The sequence below is a fragment of the Dyadobacter luteus genome (genome assembly GCF_003383615.1).
GTDB lineage: Bacteria > Bacteroidota > Bacteroidia > Cytophagales > Spirosomataceae > Dyadobacter > Dyadobacter luteus.
Map to the genome: position 1 here is coordinate 39027 of NZ_QNUL01000012.1, position 26062 is coordinate 65088.

The window sequence follows — 26062 nt, forward strand, 5'->3', positions numbered from 1 at the left end:
ATGAAAAGTATATATCAAAAATTAAGATTGAATTTGAAGCCGGGTAAGGTGCTTCTGACCTTGGGCGCTTTGGCAGCCAGCGTTACAGGCTGTAAGGAAGATTATCTCAAACCTGAGCCATTGTCACTTTTTGAACCAGGGCTGACTTTCTCAACAAAAAGTGGATTGGATGCTGCGCTGGCCATCTGTGACAGACATATACGCTCTTACTGGACTTACTTTGAGTATACGGATCTGAGTCTTCCGATAAGTACAGAATACATGTTTTCGGAAATGGCCGTCCATAGCAAAACCGATGACGGAAACATTTTTGCAGATGTTGCTACCCGGTTGACTCCCACCGATTTGCCCGAGAGACTGTCTTATTTTTGGGGAGAGTCGTATAACGGCATTAAATACGCTAATACAATCCTGAGCTTTATAGGAAATGTAGAGGGTTTGAGTGAGGATATCAAAAATGAGTACAGAGGAAGAGCTCTTTTTCACCGCTCGTTCCGTTACATGGCGCTTGCTTTTGAATTTAAGGATGTTCCCCTGATCACTAAAATTCTGGAGGTTCCCAAGTTGAACTATCGGTCAACAAGCAGAGAGGCAATCCTGAAGATGATTACTGCTGATATGGAAAAGGCAGTAGAGTGGGTGCCTAATCAATCGCAAATGGCGCTCACAGGTCTTGTGAATAAAGGAGCTTGTCGCCAGCTACTGATCAAATGTTATCTGGCAACAGGCCAATTTGACAAAGCGATTGAACAGGCCGATTTGCTAATCAATCAATCTGGTTATTCTTTGATGCAGAATAACTTCGGAAACGATATCAGACCCTATGGTGCTACATGGCCTGTAACACGTAACGTGGTTTGGGATCTGCACCGTCCTGAAAACAAGGCGATCGGAACGAATAAAGAAACAATCATGGTGATGCTCAATCGTATCAATACAGATATGGGGATCAAGATGAATACAATGCGAAACTGGCTTCCTTTAATGGACTATTCAGGGACTAAATCTCCGGATGGAAAGCAAGCATTCCGATATTTCCCTTCATCAAATGGCAACTTCAGAATAAATCACGATTATGTACATGCGCTAGGTCGGGGAATTGGGCACATCAGACCCACCTACTTTGCACAGAAGTCACTGTGGTATGTAAACGGCAAAGACGACCCAACTGATTTGAGACATAGCAGCGCGACTGGAAACTGGGTACGTATGGATTCTTTAAAATATAATGATCCCAGCAGCACCTATTATGGAAGGAATGCAAGTTTGAGAACTCCGACGGGAGCAATGGCAACGGATGATACGATCAGATGCTGGTTTGACTGGCCTCATTATAAATACTATATCGAAGATCCGAACGAAACACAAAATGCGAACGAAGCTAATCATAGGGGAGGAGCTGGTGACTGGTATCTGTACCGTCTGGCAGAAACGTACTTGTTACGTGCTGAAGCCAAATTTTACAAAGGAGATATAGCAGGTGCAACAGCCGATGTAAATACGATTCGTCAGCGTGCTAAGTGTACGCAGTTTTACACTGCTGTAACACTTGGAGATATCATGAACGAGCGGGCGCGGGAACTCCATATGGAAGAGTGGCGCTTTACGGAGCTGAGTCGCGTTTCCTATTCTTTGGCTCTTTCCGGAAAAGCGGATGAATGGGGGAATACATATACTGTTAACAACCTCGCTCAAAAAAGTTATTGGTTCCAGAGAATCGAGCATTACAGCGACTTTTACAATAAGAGTAAGGTCACTGTCAGGAACCGCTCCTATACGATGGGAGCCCATAATATTAACTGGCCAATACCACAGTCAGCCATCAATGCTAATTCAGGAAACCGGCTTAACCAGAATCCCGGTTACAGCGGCTACGATCCAAGCGTTGTTCCGTGGCAGACATGGGAAGAGGCAGTTGCTGATGAAGATAAAGTTCAATAATGTTGACATAGCTGTTGAATCGAATTTTGTCAGGATTGATAAATATAGCTTACAGAGCCAACTGCCGTTTCGGTGGTTGGCTTCCTGCCATTTTACTGTTTGCAATACTGAAACCGATTATTCTCTCATTTTCTAACTATATCAATTACAGGTTAATTACTTATGATAACTCATTTTAAAATATACGCTCTGCTTTTGCTATGCGGTTTGTTTTCAATCACTGGTGTCAATGCCCAAAATGCACGGCTGGCGAATTTCAAACCTGGCCAGCTTTGGTATGACGACAAAGGTGAGCTCATCAACGCGCATGGAGGCGGAATTCTTTATGACAAGGGAACATATTACTGGTTTGGCGAAAAGCGCGGCCAACATGCTTCTCAGGGTGTGACTGTATATACATCGAAAGACCTTTATAACTGGACTAACAAGGGATTGGCCTTGGCAAAATCTTCGGATCCGGAAAGTGAGATTGCGGCTGGAGGGATCATGGAGCGTCCGAAGGTAATTTACAATGCGAAGACCAAAAAATATGTGATGTGGTTTCACCTTGAATTGCCCGGCAAAGGGTACAGCGCTGCTCGTGCAGGAGTTGCAATTAGCGATAAGGTAACAGGCCCTTATAAGTATTTGAAGAGTTTCAGACCCAATGGCCATATGTCGCGGGATATGACCTTGTTTGTTGATGAAGACGGATCTGCCTACCATATTTATTCGGCAAGAGAAAATTATGATTTGCGCATAACCAAGCTGAAGGATGACTATCTGAGTGCAACTACAGCTGACACTTTGCTATTTAGCAATCACCGCGAAGCTCCGGCTGTATTTAAAAAGGATGGTAAGTATTTTATGATCACGAGTGGATGCACGGGTTGGGATCCCAATGCCGCTACTTTGCACGTGGCGGAGTCTTTATTTGGTCCCTGGAAACCTTCCGGAGATCCTTTGCGAGGACCTCTTGCAGAGAAAACTTTCGGCGGACAGTCTACTTACATTCAGCCGGTTCAAGGGAAAAAGGATACATTCATTTTTATGGCTGACAAGTGGAATCCCAAAGATCTGATGGACAGTCGCTACATCTGGTTGCCAATCAGTTTTGAGAATGGTAAGCCTTTCGTGGAATGGACAGATGAGTGGAAGTTGTAGCAGCTTGGATAATTAATTAAATGTATCGCTGCCGGACTTCTGTGATAAGTTGGACTCATATTTTAGTGGAGCATTTGATTTGATCAGAAGCTCCACTTTCTGCGTTTTAGCAGCGATGTAATTTCAAATGACAATTCAAGCAACAGAATACTTGTTTTAAATCAGTAATCCCTTTTTTAACAGTTCTATGAGTTGTGAATTTTTGATTTTCAGTGATTTATTGATCCATTCTTTTAGCTGCACGTGGTTTATAGGCTTTGTTTTTGCGGAAGGGGGCATCAATTTCTCATCGGAAATCTTCTCAGCTGTTACTCTCTGTGCCGTCCATGAGACGTTGTCGTGTGGGAGAAACACTTCCAGCATCATTCCGGGGAGTCCGTTAAATGATTCCGGCCCACCCGAGAAATGGATTTCATTGGTATAGAAAGCTACCACATAAATTGAATCCATGATCAGCCCATTTGCCCTGAGGACAAAACCAGTTCTCCGATTCTCAACTTCGCGAACAGTGATGAAGACAGGAAACGGTAATAGAGGAGACAAGTCGCAACATTGAAGACAATCCCGATTTCCAGCGAGAGGATTCCCAATGCATTAGTTCCTCGCCGCATGTTAAAATACCAAATGGGCGCTACACACTTTCTGCCAAGGTCAGAAATACTGCTGGTTTTTCCGACCTTCATATGCATGCCGAAAGTGGTGGAAAGCGAGTTAGGTATAAAGTGAAAAAAGACAATCCACAATGGAAAACTGTAGAATTGAAGAAAATTAAGGTTAATGATGGTGAACTGAAAGTTGGATTTTCCGCTAGAGGGAAAGCCGGTGCTTCTTGCCAGGTTGATGATGTTTCGCTTGTTAAGGAGGAGTGAAGTTTATGTATCGGACCAACTATCCCGCACATTTTGACTGTATTTTCTGTCGAAATGAATGGTTGTATCCCGGCAATTGGTTGAATTTATTAAGCAACAGGTCATATGTCGACATTTTTCTTAGTGACTTCTGGAGCAAATACGGCTTAGTCTCTTCAATACTTAACTCGGGTGGATTAGTAAGAAAATTTTACAACCCTCTGCCGATGTTTACCCATATGCTACTGAAATAGGTTTGGAAAATTTGCGTTGAAAAGATGTCGGAAGCCTACCAAAATCTCTTCCGCCAGAATGTAGCCTAAAGAATATAACTGATTGGTGCTGCATATCCGGATCCGGAGTCGTCCGCGGCTGGGGTAAAATTTCATTCACACTTATACATCCAGGTAGTGTTTGTCTCAGATCCGGAACTCACCGACTTGCTTTTTATCGGGTAGCCAGCATCGTTATACTCGTAGCTCGCAGCATAATCACCGTAGCCATTCCAGAAATTTCTGGTGGTATTGGTACGTTTAGTGAGGTTACCAAGTTCAGAGAAATCCATTCCCTCCCTGATCATTGTGTAATTTCTCCAGTTTCTGCTACTTTTCGGAGACTTTTTGCCGTCAAACTGATGGATTGATCGGATCTCCTCTTTACGGTCAAGCGTTTTCCCATCTATAACTGTTTCCGAGTTCATAGAAAAAGTCATCTTTTTAGAAGTCGTATCAACATCATATGTAATGCGGCTAATATTCTCCAGTTCGAGCATGACCCTTATTTTTTCCAGCTCGGATGATTGAGAATTATACAGTTCCATACCAGCTGCCAGAAAATCATCGAAATCCGGTTTATAAATATTCTTTAATTTATATTTTCCTTCTGAAAAGAAAACGGTCTGGATTAGATGATTGTCTTTGTCGTATTCATGAATATAAATGAAGGTTTTATCATCCATCCCGTAGTCCAATCTGGTTCTGATGTGAACTTTAACATTTCCTCGTTCATCATATTCAATCTGATGAATTAATCTTGGTGCATAGTCGGTGCTTCTTATTTGGTTATTACCACCATAAACTAAGTTAATATCCGGCCATCCTCCCCTGGATTCAATCCTGATAAGTCTTGCCGCATCATCATAATTATAAGTTACAGTATCTGCACTCGATGTTCCATTGCCCAAGTTTTTTACATCAAAAATAGCAGACTGTAATTGGCATCCGTTTTCTATCTGTGGTTCCGGAAGATTTAGTTCTGGCCCCGTTTTACATGCTGACAGAATAACTGTAGTTATAAGAGAAAATATAAGTTGTCTGATCATGCCAATGAGTATGTTCATTTAGACAAAGATATTAAATTGTTTTTTGGACGTACATGATTAGTCTCCGCTAGTTACAGAAAAGGGCATGATAAAGTGTAAAAGATCGTGAAGGGAATGGGGAATGAATTGAATACCAGAACGATAAAAAGTTATATATAATAAATACGGGAATTGCCAGTGAATTTAATAATCTGTATTAAGTTGGAGACAGTACAGGAGTTGTTCACTCAAAAAGAAATCCTTCTGTGGCACTATTGGAGTACGAATTAACGCCCTCTGAATAAAAGGCCTCTTGCTTGCCTTGATCCAGGAACGCCCCGCTCCGTTACGGTTGGCTTACTCGTCTCTGAGCAAACAGCCAATCCAATATTCCGGGTGTGTAATTTAAGCTTGGGTTGAGGTAGTGCCCGACGTCTGCAAACTCTGTGTATCGAGGATGTCCCCCTGCTTGCTGTATAGCTTTGATAACATCCCGCGCTCCATCAACGGGTACGTTCCTGTCTGTTGCTCCATGGAATGCCCAGATAGGGACATCCACCATGTTTTTAGCCAAAGCAGGATCACCGGCTCCACTTAACGGAACAGCAGCGGCAAACAGATCCGGACGTGTTCCAATGAAGTGCCAGGTTCCATAGCCGCCCAGCGAATGGCCGATCGCGTAGATGCGGTCAGGTTCAATGCTAAATTCTGCTTTCAGGGCGCGCAGCAAGTCAAAAACAATCGTATCGCGGGTAACCAGATGTGGCAATCCACCCCAGCTGGTGCCATGGGCGATCTGAGGAGCCAGGATAAAGGCTGGGTATTTTTTTCGATTTTCAGGTTGTGTTAGTTGTTGGATTTCCCAGCCAGCCAGTTGCCGGACATTATCTGTCCCATAACCCGCTCCGCCATGCAGGCTAACCACCAGTGGATAGCGTAGGTTGGGATCATAACCCTCTGGCGTCAGCAGCCGGTAGGAGAGTATGTCCCCATGCCTGCCCTTAAATGTACGGGCCTTAAAAAACCGAGCTTGTGTGACAGCCTCCGGCTGCGGACGGGTAGCTCTTATTCCTTCGCCCATCAGTCTTACACCCAGGAACAGGAACATGGCCAGGCCGAGTAGACGGACTGTGAGGACCAGAGTTGTTTGTCGTGAAGCTTGGGGCGAATCTGAGGACTTTGACTGGACTGCAGAAAGTTGCCGAAAATAGCCGATAAAAAGCAACGGCTGTAAACAGGCGATACAAGACAGGTACAGTTGCCACCTCTCGATCGCTGGTGTACTTCGACCGCCATGCACCTGCATCGACCATATTAGCAGGACCAGGGCAATGCAGGTTATAAAGAAGCTTGATATGCCGGCAGTCTTCAGCCATCCATTTTTTCCCGCGCGCGAAAGTACCAGGCTACCCGCGGCCAGAAGATTGGCAGCAAGGTCTAATATCAAAATTAGGGGATAGTAGCGTTGAAATTCCTTTGTGATTGGAACCAGGATACAATAAACCAACACTACGCGCAGCAAGGTGGTTGAAAAAGCGATTAAACCCGTTACAAAAGCTGCCTTAAAATGCTGATCATAGTAAGACCGTAGTATAAATGCAGTAGTAAACGAAGAAATTACATTAGCCAGTAAAAAGAAACTGGCAAACGAGTTCTGTGTCAGCAGGTCCGTGCCAACTGTGAGATATAGCAGACAGTGGAAGATGCCCATTCCTACAGAAAGACCCAGGAAAAAAATGGCGTGACTATTGAATGTTTTTGTCATGATAAGCATAGGAAAAGCTAAATCCAGCGGCATGCATACCTCACGTTCATTACCTGATGAGCAAAGATCGTGAGCACCTACCCATTAAGGTAAATGTTTAGGTATTTTACTGCATTTTAGGATTGTACCGGGGCCATTTTTCCAAACCTCCTTATACATTGGCAAAGAATATTGACGCAACAAAAACTGCTGAATTAAATGGCAGCTATAGGTCAGACATGAAGTTTACCTAGCTGATTATTTTTTACAAATTCATTGCCTGTTTTTGTCCTATATTGCTTTTCACGCAAAGGATATACGTGCCTGTAGATAGGTTGTATCGCCGATTTTCCCCATTGCACATTGTTTTGGTTCGCGGGATCTCCAAAGTTGTATTAATGATGTGAGACATTCTCCAAATAGCGGCCCACTATTTGGAGCCATACTTATCCAAAGACAACATTGCCTTGCAAACGGCCTGTGGGTAAGGTACATCCCTTTTAACATTGTATTTTTCAAGCTCAGCGATCAGAATTGGCAAATAAATGAACTGTCTGCCTTTGATATAATGATCCTTTAATCTTTCCGCATCTTCTATGTTTCCCAGATTTCTGCCAATAATTACCTCTCCGGCTCTGACAAAATGCTCCGACAAACAGCTTTCCCATTTGGTGTAAGCTTGATTGGACATAGCTTCACGGATGGGTTCGTATAATCGCCTTGTTTTATTGATAAGCTCTAACGGAAGTGCATTGACTGCAGGATTCACAAAAGAATGCCCAAACTCATGTGTGCTAAGTTCGAGTAAATGCTGTTTATTGGAAAAACCCATGTCGGGTTTTACGCTTCCTCTGAATGAAGGCGGGGAGAATGTGCCAAACACATGTACGGCATGTGATTTCAGCTTTGTATTATAATTAATGCCAAAGCCCATACTGGCTGGAATTGTCAGGCTTGGTATCAACACATAAGAATCGAAGTGACCTTGATAAAAAGCTTCCATTTGAGTAATAAATCGGCTGTCGGGAAGGCCAGCATTCACCTGAACAACAGCATTCTGGTAAAGTGGCTTGCTTTGATGAAGGTAGGTGCTGAAATCGACTTCCTGATAAAGTTCATTCATCGCAGTGATGAATGTATCCGCATTTTTTCTGGCTTGCAAAGAATCTTTTTGGGGGGAGAAGCGGACATAGTAGCTCAGGGGAATAGAGTCGTTGAGTTTCGCATTGGGAAAATCTTCGAGCTGTAAAAGCAAAGCAATGAAATAGTCCAACCAAATATGCTCGGCAAATCCTATGGCGAGTGAAAGGTTTTTGCTGTTTTCAAACTTTTTGTAGCGCTGGTAGAGATCCAGTCCATAAGCATAACGAGCTCTGGTTTTTGCGGAATAGTTGAGGTCGGTTTCTGATTGGCGGCCTTCATAGCCCAGAAAATAGACAAATCCCAGCAGCTCCACATTGGTATTGACCTGCACCTGGATACGCTTATCTTCCTGCATTTGAGCAAGGGAAAAGGTGGCGGAAAACGATGGGGAACAACAAATTACAAGTAGGTAAAGGCATGCTGACCGGAACATGACATCGCTGTTTAAGGGTGGCTGATATTTTGACCACAAAGCAATGGTATTTTTGGTCGAAATGCGTCAAGGTACACGCTAGCAGATGTCCAGACTCCTGTTTTCGGACTTATTTCAATAAGTTGTCACTGTTTGCAGTGAGCAGATAGCTTGACGGCAATTTGCCTGTATGCTGTTTGAAAACCTGATTAAAAGTTGACTTTGAGCTGAAGCCAGACTCTAGAGCCAGAGCAAGAATTGTTTTGTGCTGTTGCCCCGGATCCGCTAATTTGGAGATTACCTCCTGTACCCGGTAGGTATTAACAAAAGTGCTAAAATTAGCTTCGCAATAATTATTGATCAGATGCGACACATAACGGACAGGCAAATTCAAACCGGTGGCGAGTTGATCAACTGTAAGCTTAGGTTGCGTGAAAACTTTATCTTTTTCAAATGCAGATTTCAGCCTTTGCATTTCTGTTGCATCATCATACATAGTAAACTCGCTTTTCTCAGGACTGATTCCTGGCAGTTGAGGAAGACGGAAAAAATCAATATCAGCGTAACCAATATATCCGAGTGTAAAGAGACAGGCTGTGATCAGTAATTCAATGCCAGCAAAAACCGGTAGGTGCAGCACTACACCCGCAATCCACAGTACGGTGAGAATAGAAAGGAAGAATAGCAGTCCGTACATTCTGAACAGGCCCTTAGCTCCTAATCTGACTTGTTGCCTGGAAAACCGATAGTGGAGCTTTATAAGGCGTTGTGTATAAACGGACAAAACAACAACCATTCCGATAATTGGCAATAGTTCTGTAAGAAAAAACCAAACCGGGTTTTTGAGTAATGATGGCACGTTACTGTTATAGTTACGCCAATAGAACCGCCAAAATGCGTTGACACTGATCTCTATCAGGACAGGAATGAAAACCAGCCAATTCTTTTTTTCGAATATATAATTATCATAAGTTGTCAACTGCATCAAAAACCATAAAGCCAAAGGCAGCAGAAGGTAACTCTGAAAAATCCAGAAGGCAAAAGCACCAGGTACACTGTGATAATGCACCTGCATTCCCCAGGCATTCAAGAGTTCCATGGACATTACATACAATATGATTCCAAGAAATAGGGCAGGCCTCTTGTTTGAAAATCCTTTGACGATCAATGCGAAAGTCAGCAACATACCCTGACCGGTTGCCAAAAGAAAAAAAGCCGCTTTCCAGTTACCCATTTGTTATAGAACTAAAGTAATACGGATTCCGAGAGCTAAAATGGTATTACGCTCCGAAGAGTGTCCGAAGCAGTTTTCAATTTTGATTAAAAAATCAGCCATAATTGGCTATACTGGGACAAAGTTGAGACCGATGTCTAAATCTGCGAAGGTTTTTTCAAATTACAGCAATTGCCAAATAAACAAACTAATAAATACTACTTGTAACAATATGTAACTATTCCTGACTGCGTTCTTGATTTTCAGTACTTGTATAGTCCATATACTTACAACTGACAATGCCAATAATAATATTGAGATGTTAGAAATTGACAATGGTAGAGGTAGCATTTCTGAAACTGCATCTAAGCGAGATTCATGGTCGGTGTAACTTTGATACATCAATAGCCATAGTCCATGGTAGTAGATATTTGCTAGAAGCGAAAGTAGTGAAATAATCCCTTTGATCTTCATATTAATTTGATGGTAGATTACTTATGATATAGGTTTTTAAGGTATTCTCAACCTATGCCATCCCAGCCACGGTGCTCACAAACTTTCTTTGCTGCTCCCTGAGCGATTGATTGGTCTTCAGCTGGTAAAATTTCTCTTTTGAAATAAGCCCCAGCCAATCTTCTGCTGGTATGATGCCATGGCTGTGAAGTTCTAATCTAACCATTATTTCCATGGGTAGATTTCGAGAATTCTTGACGTAATGGTTTAGCTCTGTTGCACTTGTGTTAATCTCTGAAGCCAAGCTTTTTTGTTTCTTCCCTAAAATCCGGATATATGCTGCCAAGAAAAATCCGACAGTTTTTTCTGAGTCAAAATGATCTCCATTCAAATATTCTTCAATCTGAAAACGTAATTGCATCAGAGTCAGGGTGCGTTCATCTTCGGAGCTAATTATAGCTCTTTTTTGCCTGAGCACTTTCTGTAATGATGCACTGGTTTCCTGTTTTTCCTTTTCAGTTAGGGCAGCAGGGAAAATATGACTTTCTGCAAGCTGCTTTGGATCATGCTGTCTTAAAAGATCATCGAACAATTCATTATCTTCCATAATCATCTAGTAGTTTAATTAACGATCTATCTTCCATAAAAAGACTTTTACCGGCGATTTGAAACCTGTATAGTTGAATGTAGTGTTTAATGAGTATCTATTTTATGAGTGTAGATATGTAGTTTTACGCCGGAATAATGCTCACCGAACTGCTTGCTACATATTGCTAAAACATGCATTTTTTTTGGTCATTTTTTATAAATAGAAAATATTTAAATGTTTAATATACATATCTTTAGTGTTTTTGTGAACCTATTGGACAGAAGTGAAACAGTGTCAAACTAGAGTACGATGTTGTATGTGTGTGCATTAAAAGGCCCTTCATAAAACTGGAACCCATTTATATTTTTTCCTCGTAAGGAGTTTTTTAAAGAAGGTTTTCCCCTCCCAGGGTCAATAATTTTATTTATCTCCTGTTGTGAAAACCAAGATATCTCATATAAGCCTTTATCTTGCTTAGTCAGATTGTCATTTATAACAAAATATAGGTTGGAAGAACTATTGGATTCGATAAATGTAAAAGGGGGCATCGGCTTATCACGTATGTATCCGTACATGTTGTTGTAAAATGTTGTGATTAAGTTATCACCAGATATCGGAGTATTTGATATTTTTTTCTTTAATTGGTTGGAGTTTACATCTTCATTTGGATTCATTTGAATGTAGGAAAACAGTAGCATATCTTCACGAGTCATGCAATTGTTATTTATTTGGTAACTTACTTTTGCAAATTCTCCTAATAATTTACTATTGCAAGGAACATTGAAGTCCACTTTTTTTACCGATGAAGTATTTAGAATAAATAGTTTTTTATTTGATTTATTGAATACTTTTACTTCTAGTAAAGTTTTTCCCGGCAAGCTGTCAACGTATATTTTATTATAATAAATGTCTACTACTGATTCATTATTGCACGACATCAAAATTGTCGTCGTGATCAAGTATATCATAACACTCCATTTATTTCTTATCATTTTGGGGAAATAATTGGTCTTAATAGATATTAAATTATCATCCAAGTTTTCTATGGAATAATCGAGGATAATGAGTATGAAGATAATATTTTTTTATATACATGTTACAATTGGCAAACTATAAGAAAAATATAGTGTTAGGTGTCCTTGTTATCAGCAGCATCATAGAGGCATCGTATTGATTTTCATACCAAAACACAAACAGCACCGGTAGTAGGACTCCGGTGCTGTTTACTAAGCTAAACTAAGCTACTTCAATTTCTCACGAAGCTTCTTCATATCCTCACTCACTTTCACATCCACGATCTTTGCATATTGCTGGGTCGTTTTAAGATTTCTGTGGCCGAGCATTTTTGATACACTCTCCATCGGTACTCCATTGGTCAGCGTAACCGTTGTGGCAAAGGTGTGTCGGGCTAAGTGAAATGTGATTGTTTTGTTGATCCTGCAGAGCACGGCGATTTCTTTCAAGTACGAGTTCATTTTCTGATTGGACAACACTGGTAAAAGCTGTCCTTTGCGCTCACACTGTGGGTGTGTCTCATACTTTTTCAAAATGGATAGAGCTTGCGGTAATAGCGGAATCCGGGATGGCGAATCTGTTTTTTGCCTGTTTATCACAAGCCACTCTTCACCGTCTATCCCGATTATCACTTCCGATCTTCTCAATTTGTATACGTCTATGTAGGCAAGCCCCGTGTAGCAGCAGAAGAGAAATATATCACGGACCTGACTTAACCTCTCATTGTCGAATTTCTTTTTTACAACCCTTGCAAGCTCATCTGCTGTGAGCGCTGTTCTGTCTACCTCTCTTTTGCTCATTTTGAAGGCGTGAAACGGATCTCTTTGCAGCCAGCCGTTCTTCACACAGATGATCACGATCTTTTTGAAAGTAGCCAGGTATTTCATGGCTGTATTATGACTAATGTTCTTCACGCTTTTTAGCCAATACTCGTAGTCTGCAATGAAATCATAATTGAGTTTAAAGATATCCAGATCATCCTTCTTGTATTTATAGCGGATAAAGTCTCTGGTATGTTCCAACATGGTCTTATAGCGAGAAAGTGTTCCGGGCGCGTAATCTTTATTGACAAGCCCGGCGACACGGTCGTTGTGCTCCAGGAATAAAGCGATAATAAATCTTGATTTGGCTGCTGTTCCATTCAGATGGTTGCGGATGATCTCAGCAGTGATCTCTTCGTCTGCTTCGACGAGTCTTCTGTGGATCTCGTAGACCTTTGCCTGTAGGGTATCAAGATATGCGTTCAGCGCCCGTACATCTTCCTTGGTTCCGTTCTTGCGGCCCGCATCAATATTCCATTTCTCTGGTTCGCAGTCACGCTGTGCGGTGAGCTCTACGCGCCTTCCATCAATGGTGATGCGGATGTAGATAGGCAATTTTCCACCGGAATAGTTGCTGCGTTTTTTGAGGTAAAACAGCAGCGAAAAGTTTTTTGTAAGCATATCAATTGTTTTTTAGTGGTTAAAAATACAATTGCGGGCCTTCCAAAATCAAGATGTTTATCCTCTGAACAGGTTGTTAATCAGAAAGTTACAAGCTTTCTGGTGAGCACTTTTGTCTCCGGGGAAAGTGCTCACCGAGGTGCTCACTACATTATGCGAAAACATGCATATTTTGGTCATTTCCGGGAAACAAAAAACCCTGTAAATGTTTAATTTACAGGGTTTTAGCGCTTTTTGTGAGCCTATTGAGCAGAGAGAGAGGGATTCGAACTAATTTAGTAATTGTTTGATAATTAACTTGTTAGTTCGTTATTTTCATTTACCTCCCACGATTCTCCCATGCATCAAAATTCCCATTAAATATGTTCGTAATTTTCTGATTATCAGATAGTAATCAATCCTTTTGCTAACTTAAAAATTTGCTATGTCAATCGCAAGCGTTGCTAGCAAATGTTTAAATAACTTGACAAATAAATGTTTTAAGTACAATTTTGTGACTAGTAAAATTATATTTTCGTAAGTAATACTGGTTTTGTACATTCCAGTAATGTTCTGGAATTTTTTTGGTTTATTATGATAGTATTTTCTAGAGAGTCCAAGTAAGTGGATAATGAATACTAAATCAGCTAATAGCTACCATTGTTCGCTGGCAACAAAAATTCTTCCATGTTATCTGGAGAGATAATATATGTTTTCGAATCATAGTTATCTGTAAAGGTTTGAGGAAAGCGTGGTCTTTCCTTTGAGCTCCATTTGAACTCGAACGCTAATAGCTCGTCCCCATGCTCTTCTATAAGGTCTATCTCCTGCTGTTGGGTTGTACGCCAAAAATAGAAGTTTGCATCTAGACCTCTATATTGCAAATACTTCAGGCGTTCAGAAATGATGCAGTTCTCCCACAAAGCGCCAACATCGGTTCTTGATATAACCGGCTTGAAGTTATTGATAATCGCGTTCCGTATCCCGTTGTCATAAAAGTAAACTTTCTTGCCTTTTTTGATTTCGTTGCGAACATTTCTGTTTAATGCAGGGAGACGAAACACAACATAGGCCTTTTCAAGTAAATCTATATACTTATCGACAGTCTTACTATCACTACCAATTGTCTGACCGATTTCCTGATAACTGATCTCGCTCCCTACCTGTAGGGCAAGTGCCTTTAGCAGCTTTTCAAGTAGTATGGGCTTCTTTATTTGCTCCAGCATCAATAGATCTTTATACAGATAACTACTTGCGAGAAGTTTCAATAGCTCTCTTTCTTCTCCTGTATTAGTTACAATTTCTGGATAACCTCCATAAATTATGCGGTGTTCTATGAGTCTCTTTTCTTGTATCAGCCCATTTTGCTGTACCATTTCGGCAAAACTCAATGGATACAGCATAAACTCATACTTTCTTCCCGTAAGCGGCTCATTTACCTTACTTGATAACTCAAAAGCAGATGATCCTGTCGCGATTACCTGTACGTCCTTAATCTGGTCTGTAAATAATTTGAGTGTGAGGCCAATGTTGGGTATACGCTGAGCTTCATCGATAAACAGGATCTTTTTATTGCCAACTACCAAGCGTAACTTCGCTGCAGTCGTACTGGTTAGAATTTCACGGACATCAGAGTCATCTCCATTGAGATACATGAACTCTTTTCCGGCGAGCACCGACTCCACTAAGGTCGATTTGCCAGATTGTCTTGGACCAAATAGCAGAATAGCTTTCCCCTTAAACAATCTTTGTTCTATGCTAGTATAAGTGTTCTAATAATCATATCCCTGGATTTAAATCCTGAAATTACATAATATTACCGGATTTGGATCCATTTTAATTATTATAATTGGAATGTATCTCATTACCTATCCTGTAAGAGGCTGCTAGATAACTGTCTGTCTCCAACCGATTGCCGTGGGACAGCTTAGAAAGGCAAACCGAGGGTATAGATTGGAGCAACGTGTCAAGCCAGTGTTTACGCTGAAATGCTGGTATAAGCTCAACAAGTCATGCCTTTTTGAGTCTGGAATCTTCATGGACACGGTGATAACAGGGTGTACCAAAATAAACTAATGTTTAAATCGATACACATTTTAGATTTATAAATCATGGAAGAAATCGGCTACACGGCTTATTTTTAATCGATACTTTAAATCGGTACAGTTTCACCTTTTCTATTCGGTAATTTAAAATTCAGGTAGTATTTTAAACGCCTTCTAATATACCCTTCCACCTGAGAGAAACGACACAAGTTGCACCAAGCAGTCTGAACGGCAATCACACTGCCCGATCCATTCGCTTCGCTCCCGTGTTGGTGTTGCCTAATCAGCCTTCCGCTTAGTGCCTGTTTGCATCGTTCTCCAACGGTGGAAGGGCAATTAAAGGGAAAAAATATGAACACTGAACAATTAACCAAAGAGGATCTTGCTGGGTTTACAGGAACTGAGCAATGGTACCGGCACCCCGTCGTAAAAAACACGTTGTATACTGATGGAGTTAAATATGTTGCTCAAAAAGCTGGAGCTTACTGGCTTGTTGATGAAATTACATTTCAGCAGTATCATCCACGGATCAAAAATGAGGAATTTCAGGTTTGGAATCTTAAAGTCGATCTTGAAGGATCTACTGCTGTACTTACTTGTGATGATGGTAACGACCGCATACTATTTACGAAACCAATTGGATACACCGACTTTCCGTTAGAAGAAATTAAAATCTATGTGGTAGGTAATGTGATTTTACTACCAAGTGAATACTGAATTGAAAAGCTGCTTCTTAGGGAGCAGCTTTTCACTATTAGGCTCATATGATAAGCATAGTTGTCGAGCCATCTTATCAAACAAAAATATGTTATGGGAATAAAGATTGTAATGGTTTGCTAACACGCTTTTTCCCTTTCAGGAATTGACACTTTCAGTTATTTATTACATAATTATTACCTCGACTTTCTGCGAAAATATAGGCGAAGCTTATTTCTGAGAACCAGAATTCAAATATTGCCCTATTGCGGCACCTAGGTCATATATAGTTGCTTTGGGCAGGCTCTTTTGCAGGATACTGCTGGCAGCGGCCGAACGATAACCAGATGCACAGTGTACCAAGATCGGTTTATTGGTGGGCACCTCTGAAAGGCGATCGCTTAGGTCTTGCAAAGGGATATGGATGCTGTTCCCGAAAGCGGGATTTTGTTTTACTTCTTTTTCTGTTCTTACATCTAAGATCGTGTAGGAATCATCACTTGCGTTAAATTTATTAGCATCAAAAGGCTCAGACTTGACCCCATCGGTTGCGTCATAAATAAATGCACCTTTTATTCTGGCTTCATACCCGATAGCAGCACACTTCTTTATAGCCATCTCCAGATTTGTCTGATCAGTGCCAGTTACATAGAATTCCGTATCAGGTGCTACCAGTGTCCCAAGCCATGTTTCAAAAGCCCCGGCACCTTGTATGTTTATGGCATTTGGTAAATGGGATGCCTTAAAGTTAGCCGCCAGGCGGGTGTCAATTATCAAATCATGTGGTTTGGGCTGATGGTTTTTTGTGAAATGCTTAATCCTTGACAGGCTGGTCGCCAGCTCCGGTGCACCTTGCATATTCAGCTTTACATCAAAAGGGAAGTATTTGGGGATAAAGGGCTGGTCCGCCAGTAGTAAACTTACAAACTGTTGTTTGGTCCTTTTTTCAAATGCATAGTTATGCTGCTTTTCATAGCCGATTGTTGAGCTGGCAGCTTTCCGGATTGATTTTCCACATAGCGAGCCTGCACCATGCGCAGGATAGACTATCACATTCTCATCGAGTTTGGCAAATTTCTGATGAAGGGTATCGTACATCATTTCAGCGAGCCGCTCACGTTGCGCCTGTACATCCTTAGAAAAATCGCGAAGGTCGGGCCTACCTACATCACCAATAAGCAGCGAGTCGCCGCAGAACACCGCGATGTCTTTGCCTGTATCTACCAGAACAGCTGAAATGTGGTCAGGTGCATGACCGGGTGTATACATGGATCTGAGAGCGACTTGAGGCGTCAATGGTATAAACTTACCGTCATCAAAGGATGTAGCTCTATATTGCGGTTTAGTCAGGCTGCTAGCGTAGATGGGCACATCGAGTTTTTTTTGCATTTCCAGATGTGCACTAACAAAATCTGCATGTGGGTGCGTTTCAATAATTCCCACAATGACAGCATTGTTTTTTATTGCAAAGTTATAGTAAGCCCGCGGGTCCCGTTGCGGATCAATGACAATCATCTTTTTACCCGCTACAACCGCATAAGAATAATGTGCCAGTCCCTTCTCCTCAAACTGCTCAATTGTATAGTTGTCAGAAGCAGCTGTTTGACTGATCATGTTGTAAGGATCAACTCCTGACAGTATTCCTAATCCTGCCAACTTAGCCATAAAGTGTCTACGTTCCATTCTTATTGTTGTTTTTTATTTAGTCCGCCCTGTATACTATTGATTGGAGGGGCATTTCTATGATTTACCTTGGTATGTTACTGACCAGCAACGGTCATACTGGAATTGGTCCTTATGCCGCAAGGAAATCTTCGGTACTTTTTATCTCCGCATAGAAAAATTCTAATGCAGCTAAAAATGCATGGTGCACATCATCCGCTTTCACGGTTTTTCCGTTAATTTCCAAATCCCTTGATGCGCAGGTATCTCCAAGAACCGTGCATTTATAACCAAAGTCAAATGCTGCTCTTGTGGTTGCGTCCACGCACATGTGGGTCATCATTCCCGTAATAATAACTTCGGTTACGTCATTTTCTTTTAAGTACTCCCCAAGCCCGGTTTCTCTAAAACTATTTGGATAATACTTTTGGAAAATTTTTTCTCCGGCAAGTGGTTTCACATTTTCGTGAATTTCTACACCGGATGTTCCCTCTACGAAAATCGGCAAGGCTTCGGGATCAGATGATAAGTGCTGGATGTGTGCAATGGGGAAATTGTTTGCTCTGAAATGGTTAAGAACCTTGCGGGCGTTTAGACTCGCTGTTTCAGGATTTACCAACGGAAGACCTCCGTTTTCAAAATATTCATTCTGAATGTCAATGATAATCAATGCTTGTTTGCTCATAATCATATTTGTTATTCAGCAAAATTAACATCCATTGAAATGACTGATTATACCAAGTTATACGGGAAACATACCATTTTGATAATCTGCTAAAAATTCTGTGGTGGGCATTGCCGTTTAACGCTCAAAAAACGTTGCATTATTTCCGAACGAATTATCAAAATGGTAGCATTGACCATGCACTTGGTAGTATTGTATTTACTGACCGCCTCTAATTTTGCGGGTGTTTACCAGTACAGGCTTTATGCCCGATATTCAGCAGTGCATGAAACAGAAAGATGCCATAGATTTTGGCAAAACAGATATATCCAGGCTATATACTTCCATTTTTATTCCCACCTTATTGGGCCTGATGTCCGGGGCTACGGTCTACCTTGCCGATGGAATATTCGTAGGCCATGGAGTCGGCAGTGATGCCCTTGCTGCGGTCAACATTGCTTCGCCGCTTTTTCTTATTTCTACCGGATTGGCGTTAATGTTCGGCAGTGGTGTTTCGATAGTCGTAGCCATTCATTTGTCACGCGGCAACTATAAGGCAGCCAATATCAATGTAACACAGGCCATAGCCATTTCCATCATGTTAATGCTGCTTGTTTCCGTCCTTGTTATTCTTTTTCCTGGTACAATCGCTTCCTGGTTCGGCAGTTCGCAAAAGCTGATGCCCACTGTGGTTGAGTATTTAGTTTATGTAACTCCCTCCTTTTTAGGAAGTATGATACTCGTGGTGGGAATGTTCATCATACGACTTGACGGCTCACCTAATTTTGCAATGGCATCAAACATCATTGCATCTATTCTTAATATTATTCTCATCTACATTTTTGTTTTTCCGTTGAACATGGGGCTTAAGGGAGCTGCCATAGCAACCTCGATCGCACAGTGGTTAGGTGCAGTTATGGTCATAATCTACATGATATGGTTTTCTAAGACACTGCATCTATATAAACTGAAATTTTCAAAAAAAGCATATCGACTTACAATCAGAAATACGGGCTATGTTGTAAAGCTGGGCGGGTCTGCCTTTATTGGTGAAACAGCAATGGCGTGTACGATGATTATAGGGAATACTTTATTTATGAAGCATCTGCAGGAAGATGGCGTTGCGGCGTTCAGTGTGGCATGCTATATAATGCCTGTTGTTTTTATGTTTGGCAATGCTGTCGCCCAGTCTGCATTGCCCATAATCAGTTACAACTATGGACTTGGAAATGAGTCCAGGATCAGGTACACGTTTCACATATCGTTAAAAATTGCCGTGATATTCGGTCTTGTTGTTACTTTGGCAGGCATCTTCGCTAAACACCAGGTTGTAGCTATTTTTATCAAAAATGGTGAAAATGCCCATAATTTAGCTGCAAATGGATTTATATATTATTCGCTTGGTTTCATTTTTCTTTTGGTGAATTTGGTGCTCATTGGATATTTTCAGAGTCTGGAACGCTTCAAGCCTGCAACGGTATTTATGTTTTTGCGAAGCTATATTTTTGTAATACCCTCTTTCCTGGTTCTACCAATATTTTTTGGTACTGACGGTCTGTGGCTTGCAGTTCCAGCCTCGGAGTTTCTGACATTCACCATAATCATGTTTTGTATGTCAGTTCAGAAAAAAGAGAAAGCTGTCTCATTTAGTAAGTAGTTTATCATTTTGAAAAGCGGAATTTTTGCTGGTAGTAGAAAATATAGCTATGTGACAAAAGTCACTTTGTTGATGGAATGAAAGTGTTTGCTTTGTGAGATTAAAATTCTAAAATGGAAATTCTAGCTTACACGGCGTCAGTTTTTATTGGTATTTCACTTGGTTTGATCGGAGGGGGAGGCTCTATTTTAACAGTCCCCGTTCTTGTGTATATGTTTGGGGTCTCACCACTTTTGTCGACCTCTTATTCCTTGTTTATTGTCGGTTCGACAAGCCTGATAGGCGCGTTTAACAGTTATAAAAAAGGTACAGTCAGTGTACATACAGCACTTCTGTTTGGAGCTTCTTCCATAATGACCGTGTTTGTGACAAGGAAATTTCTGATCCCGCTGATTCCGAAGCAGCTTTTTAAAATAGGGGATTTCCAGGTGACCGAATCGATCCTGACAATGATCTTGTTTGCAATATTGATGATAGCAGCTTCTTTTGGGATGATGATCGATGATACTCAGAAACCACAGGAGGTTGGGAGCGGGAATAATTATGTCAAACTTTTTGTCTTTGGTATCGGTATCGGCCTGACTACGGGCCTGTTGGGAGCTGGGGGTGGTTTTTTATTGATCCCTACGCTTGTTTTACTTTTGAGAATGCCCATGAAAAAGGCTGTCGGTACCTCACTTCTCATCATCGCATTAAACTCTTTGATTGGCTTTGCGGGGGATATCGGGCATTTTGAAATTGACTGGAGGTTCCTTCTGAAAATCACAGGTATTGCCATCGCCGGCGTCGTATTTGGCGGGATGATCGGTAGACATGTTAACTCAGATCAGCTTAAAAAGGGATTTGGCTGGTTCATCCTTGTGATGGGCATTTACATCATTATCCATGAATTCTTAACGCAATAATCCGCAATTGAATGAGAAAAATAAAGGATATCATTTTTGTCAGCGTTCAGATCGGTTTATCGGGCCTATATGCTTTTGTACCGAATTTAATAAGCTTTTCGGCGCACAGGATAATCGAAGTTGCAGGAGCAATACTGGCGTTGGCAGGGCTGCTGGTGATATTGGCAGCGGTGTATCAGCTCAGAAGGAGCCTAACCCCTTTTCCATCACCTGTAAAAAACGGAGAACTTATTACATCTGGACTGTACAGATACATACGTCACCCGATTTATTCAGGTATCATTTTGGCTGCGGTAGGGTATGGTTTGCACGCAGGAGATGCATTTAAGCTCATGATCAGCCTTGCACTTTGGATACTCTTTTATTTCAAATCCAGATACGAAGAGGAAATGCTGTTGGCTTTTTATGACCACTATAAACAATACAGGAGCCGTACTTACCGGTTTTTCCCATTTCTATAAAAATTAATGATAATATGTTAGAATTCATAAGACAACCCTGGCCGTGGTACATCTCGGGCTTTGCCATCAGTCTGATCATGGTCATGCTTTTATATTTTGGAAAATCGTTTGGATTTTCTTCTAATCTCAGAACCATCTGTTCAATTTCGGGGGCGGGTAGCAGAGTTAAATTTTTTGATTTTGACTGGCATAAAGAGATTTGGAACCTGTTGTTTTTAGTCGGATCAATCATCGGTGGATACATTGTTTCACAGTGGCTAAGCAGTCCAGATCCAATTCAATTGTCGGCTTCGACAATAAACGATTTGAAAGGCTTGGGTATTCATTTTGATGGAGGCCTTAATCCGTCCCAACTTTTTGGCAAAGATTTCGCCACATCACCAAAGGGGTTTTTAGTGCTTTTGACCGGAGGAGCACTCGTAGGCTTTGGCTCACGGTATGCGGGTGGCTGCACGTCCGGACATGCCATCAGCGGGCTTTCCAATTTACAGATACCTTCCTTCATTGCGGTGACAGGCTTTTTCATAGGAGGTCTTGCGATGACCTATCTTTTCTTTCCATTAATTTTCTAAGACAATGAAAGGTTTAAAATTTATTTTGACTGGTATTCTTTTCGGTGTGGTCATGGCCAAATCAGAGGCTGTTTCCTGGTATCGGATCCAGGAAATGTTCAGGTTCCAGTCCTTTCAAATGTATGGGATCATTGGAACAGCTGTCGTACTGGGAACCATTTTTGTATTTCTGATCAAAAAATTCAAAATCAACGATTTCAGCGGAGAACCGATTGAATTTAAGGATAAGGATAAAAACTGGCCACGTTACCTGCTTGACGGGTCAATATTCGGTTTGGGCTGGGCCCTGACAGGCGCATGTCCGGGTCCTATGTTTGTCAATTTGGGCTACGGCTATTGGCCGATGCTTATCGTTATTTTAGGAGCTCTTGGCGGAACTTACTTATACGGGATTGTCAGGACATGGCTTCCGCATTAATGTGCAATTAAGCCTTGTAGAGATTAGATGTCACATCAGTCGGATAAAGTCAGTCACTAAATGATATCGCTGACTGGATTTTCCCAGTGCTGATTGAGGTCTCCTATTTCACCCAATTAATTTCTATTGGGAACAACAGTTGTGTTCCAAGGCTGTATCGTAATAAAATTTTAAAGCAATAGTTTAATTTAAGAAAGGGAGTTTATGAAGATCCAACAGTTTGAAGATAAATTTCTGGCGCATTACAGTTATGCCATTCTGAGTGAGTGTGAATCAAAAGTGGTATTGATAGATCCGGCGCGTAATCCGGAGCCGTATTACAGTTTCGCAAAAGAGCATCATGCTGAGATTATAGCCGTAATAGAAACCCATTCACATGCCGATTTTGTCAGCAGCCATCTGGAAATTGCCAAATCGACGGGTGCTGCCATTTATGCCAGCAAAAAAACAGAGGCTACATATAAACTTACATCCTTTGATGATGGAGATGTATTAACCTTTGGTAAGATCATTTTAAAGGCCATCAATACACCCGGCCATTCGGATGATAGCATATCGGTTCTTTTAGAACATAACGGTGCGTCAAAATATTTGTTTAGTGGTGATACCCTTTTCATTGGGGATTGTGGTCGTCCGGATTTGAGGGAGGCTGATGGAAACATTGAAGTGCAGAGAGAAAAGCTGGCAGCCAAAATGTACCATTCACTACGGGATAAATTAATGCAATTACCTGATGAAGTGGTACTGTATCCGGCCCATGGTGCAGGCACTTTGTGCGGAAAGGCGCTGAGCGACGCGGCAAGCAGTACCATGGGGGAACAGAAGGCAGAAAACTGGTCACTCCAGCCTATGAGCGAAGAGGTGTTTGTAAAAGAACTGACATCTGATCAACCCTTTATCCCGGCCTATTTCCCCTACGATGTTGAACTAAACAAAAAAGGAGCATCGGCATTTGGAGAAAGTACAGACAAGGTGAAAATATCTGTATCGCCTGAACAAAGTAAAACCAGTCCATTGGATCCCGATATATGGATTGTTGACAGCCGTAGTCAGGAGGATTTTAAAAAGGGTCATCTTGCCAATTCCATCAATATAATGGATGGAACCAAGTTTGAGACCTGGCTGGGAAGCATGATAGATCCGTCAAAAGAGTTTTATCTTGCAGCTCACGACACTGAAACCCTGAAAAGACTAATAGGACGGGCTGCCTCCATAGGATACGAAACCAGGATCCGAGAGGCTTTTTTGTTAAGAGACGGTCAGCAGATTATGCAACCATTAGATCTTGAAGACTTTGAAGCGCATCGGGATCAATACACAATCGTTGATGTACGGAACGTGTCGGAAGTATCGGCGAATAAAATTTTCCATACGAGTATTGCAATCCCGTTGGCAGAGTTGAAAAGCAGAATCGGGGAAATTCCTCTTGACAAGCCAATTGCTGTACACTGTGCGGGAGGCTACCGAAGCGCCATTGGTAGTTCGCTACTTGCCGTGCTTGTGGTAGGGAGCACACCAGTTTTTGATATCGGCGATCATATCAAAAAATTTGATCAACATCAGGCAGTCCATTAAGACATTTATGAATCAGGAATCAAAACCAAATCATAGACAAAATGCCGGAGATCATCTGGCTAATGAAAGGACATTTCTTGCATGGATCCGTACAAGCATCGGTATTATGGGCTTTGGATTTGTTGTCGTGAAGTTTTCACTTTTCACCAGAGAGATTTCCGCCGTTCTGGCAAAAAGGCCCCAGATTGAGCCTACAAGCTATTCGCCAGTCATTGGCGTTTTGCTCGTTGCTGTGGGAGCTTTGGTAACTTTGTTTTCCTATGTCAGATATTCGAATACAAAAAAGCAGTTGGAGGGGGAGCATTATTACCATTCATCTATTTTAATTCAAACGGTCACATGCGTCATTTTTATAGCCAGTATACTTTTAATTGTTTACCTGGTGAAAACGACGTGACAGGTCTGAGAAAACAAAAGGGGACGTAAGGAGGAGCGGAGTGGTAAAATTAAAATCAGAAATGAGATGAATATTGTGAAGAAGAAATGGTTTTCAATATCAAATATAACTACGGGGGTGATGGTGGTGTTTTTAGCTGCTATGATTTTAAACCCTGAGGTGAAGGCGTGGACCATCCAGACGCTGATGAAAGTGGGACTGTTCCAGCCCAAAATAGGCAAACAGCCCGATGACGTCTCAACAGACCCATTGCCAAATGCTTTATTCCGTGATGGTGACGGTAAAACGATTGACCTGGCATCACTGAAAGGAAAAGTTATATTTATCAATTTTTGGGCAACCTGGTGCCCACCATGTATAGCAGAAATGCCCTCGATTGATGCGTTGTATCGTAAGTTCAAGGATAACGATAATGTCGTTTTTTTAATGGTTGATGTCGACGACAATTACGAGAAGTCGGCCAGCTTTATGAAAAAGCACCATTACGCTTTGGAAGTGATGAGCCCCGCCAATGAAATACCAACCGTTTTTATGCAGGGGGCTATCCCTACCACAGTGATCCTCAGTAAGGAAGGCAAGATGGTTTACCGGCAGGAAGGAGCAGCAGATTATAATAGTCCGGAGCTGGTGGATATGATCAGTAAACTTAGCCGTTGAGACGAGGTTTGTGACTGGCAGAAATATGTTACTGTAAGATTTCTCTCAAATTGCATTCTCTTTGACAGTCCGTAAGAATATTATAATGCAGGTCATCCATAATTTTGCTCAATTTGTAGTTCTGATCTTTTTAAATCCAAAATCTCGAAATTGCCTTCGACCAATGGATAGTGAAGAGGCCCGTGCCCCGAGACTAATTTAAATGTAAAATGGATCCACTTGAGCTCTATTCAATAAAAGATATTTTAAAAAAGACGAACGGGAGTACTTGGGAGAAATCTCCACTCGTACTTGATGTGGTAACCGGCTCTGATAATCTGTTGAGTAATGCTTTCAGAATAAATTTCTCCGGTATAAGTATCGTATTGTCTGGTTCAGTGACATTTTCAGTCAACTTAAAAACATACTCAGCCACAACAGGGTACGTATTGTCTTGTACGAAAGGGAATATATACAGTTTCAAAGACACGAGTCCTGACCTTAGAGTGAAAATTATTCTTTTCGACGAATCATTTGTTAGTGAGATAAACGAATATTCCAGGTCTGTTATCAAGGTCCCGTTTCTACACATCAGCTATTATCCGATTGTGAAGCTGGCTACCAGAGAGCTTGATCGGATATTGACGATAATAGACTTAATAGAAAATAGTTTTTTGAATGATCAGAGAAAAAACTGGCCTGCGATTAAAAATCTTCTCCTGGCCGTACTTTACGATATCAGTGAAATTTACAAAGATGAAAAACATCAGTATTCTTTATACAAAGACAGTAAGTCGCTGGATTTAGTAAATAAGTATTTAGAACTTGTAAGTGAGCAATATCTGACTGAGAGAAATATATCGACCTACGCAGAAAGGCTTTCAATATCATCGAAGCATTTGAGTGAAACAGTTAAAAAAATTACCGGCAGGCCTGCCTATTCATGGATCGAACAGATGATTCTGCAAGAGGCGCAGGTACTCTTAAAACAATCATCCCTCACAGTATCAGAGATAGGACACCGGCTTGATTTTTTCGATCGATCCGCATTTGGGAAATTTTTTCGCAAGAAAATGGGTGTTACACCTGCTCAATATCGTGATAATCCGTAAATAATACCGCACTTACGTATTTATGCTCTTTTTTATAGAGT

Annotated in this window: 25 protein-coding genes; 13 read left to right on the top strand and 12 right to left on the bottom strand. The window is 41.4% G+C overall.

The genetic code is table 11. The features are described from left to right. Both DSL64_RS15510 and DSL64_RS15515 read left to right on the top strand, forming a co-directional pair. Positions 1–1941, top strand: a complete 1941-nt coding sequence (locus DSL64_RS15510; RefSeq protein ID WP_115831831.1) for a RagB/SusD family nutrient uptake outer membrane protein — start codon at positions 1–3, stop codon at positions 1939–1941. A 162-nt stretch (positions 1942–2103) separates the two neighbouring features. Beyond that, positions 2104–3084, top strand: a complete 981-nt coding sequence (locus DSL64_RS15515) for a glycoside hydrolase family 43 protein (RefSeq protein WP_115831832.1) — start codon at positions 2104–2106, stop codon at positions 3082–3084. Positions 3085–3240: 156 nt separating this feature from the next. On the opposite strand, the gene DSL64_RS15520 is transcribed toward DSL64_RS15515, so the two are convergent. After that, positions 3241–3534, bottom strand: coding sequence for a GLPGLI family protein (locus DSL64_RS15520; RefSeq protein ID WP_115831833.1), 294 nt, complete (start codon positions 3532–3534; stop codon positions 3241–3243). Between the two features lie 2 nt (positions 3535–3536). After that, on the bottom strand, positions 3537–3773 hold the full coding sequence (locus tag DSL64_RS15525) for a hypothetical protein (protein ID WP_115831834.1): 237 nt from the start codon (positions 3771–3773) through the stop codon (positions 3537–3539). On the opposite strand from DSL64_RS15525, the gene DSL64_RS15530 reads away from it, so the two are divergent. Beyond that, on the top strand, positions 3768–3953 hold the full coding sequence (locus DSL64_RS15530) for a hypothetical protein (RefSeq protein ID WP_115831835.1): 186 nt from the start codon (positions 3768–3770) through the stop codon (positions 3951–3953). The two genes, DSL64_RS15525 and DSL64_RS15530, sit on opposite strands and share 6 nt — an antisense overlap. Before the next feature lie 364 nt (positions 3954–4317). Here DSL64_RS15530 and DSL64_RS15535 read toward each other — a convergent pair whose 3' ends face one another. The 8 genes from DSL64_RS15535 to DSL64_RS15570 form a co-directional block, all read right to left on the bottom strand. After that, positions 4318–5271 carry a hypothetical protein gene (locus DSL64_RS15535; protein ID WP_115831836.1) on the bottom strand — a complete coding sequence of 318 codons (954 nt, stop codon included), beginning with the start codon at positions 5269–5271 and terminating at the stop codon, positions 4318–4320. Between the two features lie 307 nt (positions 5272–5578). Then, a complete protein-coding gene (locus DSL64_RS15540; RefSeq protein WP_158547931.1) occupies positions 5579–6997 on the bottom strand; it encodes a carboxylesterase family protein in 1419 nt (472 codons plus the stop codon). 409 nt (positions 6998–7406) lie between these two features. Next, positions 7407–8474, bottom strand: coding sequence for a DUF4932 domain-containing protein (locus tag DSL64_RS15545; protein ID WP_158547932.1), 1068 nt, complete (start codon positions 8472–8474; stop codon positions 7407–7409). A 187-nt stretch (positions 8475–8661) separates the two neighbouring features. Beyond that, positions 8662–9765: a helix-turn-helix domain-containing protein gene (locus tag DSL64_RS15550; protein ID WP_115831839.1), complete on the bottom strand. Its 1104-nt coding sequence runs from the start codon at positions 9763–9765 to the stop codon at positions 8662–8664. A gap of 505 nt (positions 9766–10270) precedes the next feature. After that, complete coding sequence (locus DSL64_RS15555; protein WP_147300371.1) at positions 10271–10804, bottom strand: hypothetical protein; 534 nt, start codon at positions 10802–10804, stop codon at positions 10271–10273. 281 nt (positions 10805–11085) lie between these two features. Then, positions 11086–11778 carry a hypothetical protein gene (locus DSL64_RS15560; RefSeq protein ID WP_115831841.1) on the bottom strand — a complete coding sequence of 231 codons (693 nt, stop codon included), beginning with the start codon at positions 11776–11778 and terminating at the stop codon, positions 11086–11088. 249 nt (positions 11779–12027) lie between these two features. After that, a complete protein-coding gene (locus DSL64_RS15565) occupies positions 12028–13242 on the bottom strand; it encodes a site-specific integrase (RefSeq protein ID WP_115831842.1) in 1215 nt (404 codons plus the stop codon). Positions 13243–13868: 626 nt separating this feature from the next. Beyond that, on the bottom strand, positions 13869–14966 hold the full coding sequence (locus DSL64_RS15570) for an ATP-binding protein (RefSeq protein WP_199539404.1): 1098 nt from the start codon (positions 14964–14966) through the stop codon (positions 13869–13871). A gap of 651 nt (positions 14967–15617) precedes the next feature. Here DSL64_RS15570 and DSL64_RS15575 point away from each other — a divergent pair. Beyond that, on the top strand, positions 15618–15983 hold the full coding sequence (locus tag DSL64_RS15575) for a DUF6876 family protein (RefSeq protein ID WP_115831939.1): 366 nt from the start codon (positions 15618–15620) through the stop codon (positions 15981–15983). Positions 15984–16193: 210 nt separating this feature from the next. Here the strand turns inward: DSL64_RS15575 and DSL64_RS15580 are convergent, their stop codons facing one another. Together DSL64_RS15580 and DSL64_RS15585 are read right to left on the bottom strand one after the other, a co-directional pair. After that, entirely contained in the window at positions 16194–17645 is a 1452-nt protein-coding gene (locus DSL64_RS15580) for an MBL fold metallo-hydrolase (protein WP_115831843.1), read from the bottom strand. Between the two features lie 112 nt (positions 17646–17757). Beyond that, positions 17758–18315, bottom strand: coding sequence for a cysteine hydrolase family protein (locus DSL64_RS15585; RefSeq protein WP_199539406.1), 558 nt, complete (start codon positions 18313–18315; stop codon positions 17758–17760). A gap of 259 nt (positions 18316–18574) precedes the next feature. On the opposite strand from DSL64_RS15585, the gene DSL64_RS15590 reads away from it, so the two are divergent. From DSL64_RS15590 to DSL64_RS15630, 9 genes are all read left to right on the top strand, one after another. Further along, the gene (locus DSL64_RS15590) at positions 18575–19945 is read left to right on the top strand and encodes an MATE family efflux transporter (protein WP_115831941.1); all 1371 of its coding nucleotides are present in this window, start codon (positions 18575–18577) and stop codon (positions 19943–19945) included. A 113-nt stretch (positions 19946–20058) separates the two neighbouring features. Then, a complete protein-coding gene (locus DSL64_RS15595) occupies positions 20059–20850 on the top strand; it encodes a sulfite exporter TauE/SafE family protein (protein ID WP_115831844.1) in 792 nt (263 codons plus the stop codon). Between the two features lie 11 nt (positions 20851–20861). Beyond that, the gene (locus tag DSL64_RS15600) at positions 20862–21311 is read left to right on the top strand and encodes a methyltransferase family protein (RefSeq protein WP_115831845.1); all 450 of its coding nucleotides are present in this window, start codon (positions 20862–20864) and stop codon (positions 21309–21311) included. A 14-nt stretch (positions 21312–21325) separates the two neighbouring features. Continuing rightward, a complete protein-coding gene (locus DSL64_RS15605) occupies positions 21326–21883 on the top strand; it encodes a YeeE/YedE family protein (protein ID WP_115831846.1) in 558 nt (185 codons plus the stop codon). A gap of 4 nt (positions 21884–21887) precedes the next feature. Next, positions 21888–22301 (top strand): DUF6691 family protein, encoded by a 414-nt coding sequence (locus DSL64_RS15610; protein ID WP_115831847.1) that lies wholly within the window; start codon positions 21888–21890, stop codon positions 22299–22301. A 204-nt stretch (positions 22302–22505) separates the two neighbouring features. After that, the gene (locus DSL64_RS15615; protein ID WP_115831848.1) at positions 22506–23876 is read left to right on the top strand and encodes an MBL fold metallo-hydrolase; all 1371 of its coding nucleotides are present in this window, start codon (positions 22506–22508) and stop codon (positions 23874–23876) included. Positions 23877–23883: 7 nt separating this feature from the next. Beyond that, positions 23884–24273, top strand: coding sequence for a YidH family protein (locus DSL64_RS15620; protein WP_115831849.1), 390 nt, complete (start codon positions 23884–23886; stop codon positions 24271–24273). Between the two features lie 66 nt (positions 24274–24339). Further along, positions 24340–24930 carry a TlpA family protein disulfide reductase gene (locus tag DSL64_RS15625; protein WP_115831850.1) on the top strand — a complete coding sequence of 197 codons (591 nt, stop codon included), beginning with the start codon at positions 24340–24342 and terminating at the stop codon, positions 24928–24930. A gap of 209 nt (positions 24931–25139) precedes the next feature. Next, positions 25140–26021 carry a helix-turn-helix domain-containing protein gene (locus DSL64_RS15630; protein WP_115831851.1) on the top strand — a complete coding sequence of 294 codons (882 nt, stop codon included), beginning with the start codon at positions 25140–25142 and terminating at the stop codon, positions 26019–26021. The last annotated feature ends 41 nt before the right edge of the window (positions 26022–26062 follow it).

Bases quoted from the DNA above. Each gene is read 5' to 3' on its own strand.
- DSL64_RS15510 (WP_115831831.1), top strand. From the start codon at position 1: ATGAAAAGTATATATCAAAAATTAAGATTGAATTTGAAGCCGGGTAAG.
- DSL64_RS15515 (WP_115831832.1), top strand. From the start codon at position 2,104: ATGATAACTCATTTTAAAATATACGCTCTGCTTTTGCTATGCGGTTTG.
- DSL64_RS15520 (WP_115831833.1), bottom strand. From the start codon at position 3,534: ATGGATTCAATTTATGTGGTAGCTTTCTATACCAATGAAATCCATTTC.
- DSL64_RS15530 (WP_115831835.1), top strand. From the start codon at position 3,768: ATGCATGCCGAAAGTGGTGGAAAGCGAGTTAGGTATAAAGTGAAAAAA.
- DSL64_RS15525 (WP_115831834.1), bottom strand. From the start codon at position 3,773: ATGCATATGAAGGTCGGAAAAACCAGCAGTATTTCTGACCTTGGCAGA.
- DSL64_RS15535 (WP_115831836.1), bottom strand. From the start codon at position 5,271: ATGAACATACTCATTGGCATGATCAGACAACTTATATTTTCTCTTATA.
- DSL64_RS15540 (WP_158547931.1), bottom strand. From the start codon at position 6,997: ATGACAAAAACATTCAATAGTCACGCCATTTTTTTCCTGGGTCTTTCT.
- DSL64_RS15545 (WP_158547932.1), bottom strand. From the start codon at position 8,474: ATGCAGGAAGATAAGCGTATCCAGGTGCAGGTCAATACCAATGTGGAG.
- DSL64_RS15550 (WP_115831839.1), bottom strand. From the start codon at position 9,765: ATGGGTAACTGGAAAGCGGCTTTTTTTCTTTTGGCAACCGGTCAGGGT.
- DSL64_RS15555 (WP_147300371.1), bottom strand. From the start codon at position 10,804: ATGGAAGATAATGAATTGTTCGATGATCTTTTAAGACAGCATGATCCA.
- DSL64_RS15560 (WP_115831841.1), bottom strand. From the start codon at position 11,778: ATGATAAGAAATAAATGGAGTGTTATGATATACTTGATCACGACGACA.
- DSL64_RS15565 (WP_115831842.1), bottom strand. From the start codon at position 13,242: ATGCTTACAAAAAACTTTTCGCTGCTGTTTTACCTCAAAAAACGCAGC.
- DSL64_RS15575 (WP_115831939.1), top strand. From the start codon at position 15,618: ATGAACACTGAACAATTAACCAAAGAGGATCTTGCTGGGTTTACAGGA.
- DSL64_RS15580 (WP_115831843.1), bottom strand. From the start codon at position 17,645: ATGGAACGTAGACACTTTATGGCTAAGTTGGCAGGATTAGGAATACTG.
- DSL64_RS15585 (WP_199539406.1), bottom strand. From the start codon at position 18,315: ATGATTATGAGCAAACAAGCATTGATTATCATTGACATTCAGAATGAA.
- DSL64_RS15590 (WP_115831941.1), top strand. From the start codon at position 18,575: ATGAAACAGAAAGATGCCATAGATTTTGGCAAAACAGATATATCCAGG.
- DSL64_RS15595 (WP_115831844.1), top strand. From the start codon at position 20,059: ATGGAAATTCTAGCTTACACGGCGTCAGTTTTTATTGGTATTTCACTT.
- DSL64_RS15600 (WP_115831845.1), top strand. From the start codon at position 20,862: ATGAGAAAAATAAAGGATATCATTTTTGTCAGCGTTCAGATCGGTTTA.
- DSL64_RS15605 (WP_115831846.1), top strand. From the start codon at position 21,326: ATGTTAGAATTCATAAGACAACCCTGGCCGTGGTACATCTCGGGCTTT.
- DSL64_RS15610 (WP_115831847.1), top strand. From the start codon at position 21,888: ATGAAAGGTTTAAAATTTATTTTGACTGGTATTCTTTTCGGTGTGGTC.
- DSL64_RS15615 (WP_115831848.1), top strand. From the start codon at position 22,506: ATGAAGATCCAACAGTTTGAAGATAAATTTCTGGCGCATTACAGTTAT.
- DSL64_RS15620 (WP_115831849.1), top strand. From the start codon at position 23,884: ATGAATCAGGAATCAAAACCAAATCATAGACAAAATGCCGGAGATCAT.
- DSL64_RS15625 (WP_115831850.1), top strand. From the start codon at position 24,340: ATGAATATTGTGAAGAAGAAATGGTTTTCAATATCAAATATAACTACG.
- DSL64_RS15630 (WP_115831851.1), top strand. From the start codon at position 25,140: ATGGATCCACTTGAGCTCTATTCAATAAAAGATATTTTAAAAAAGACG.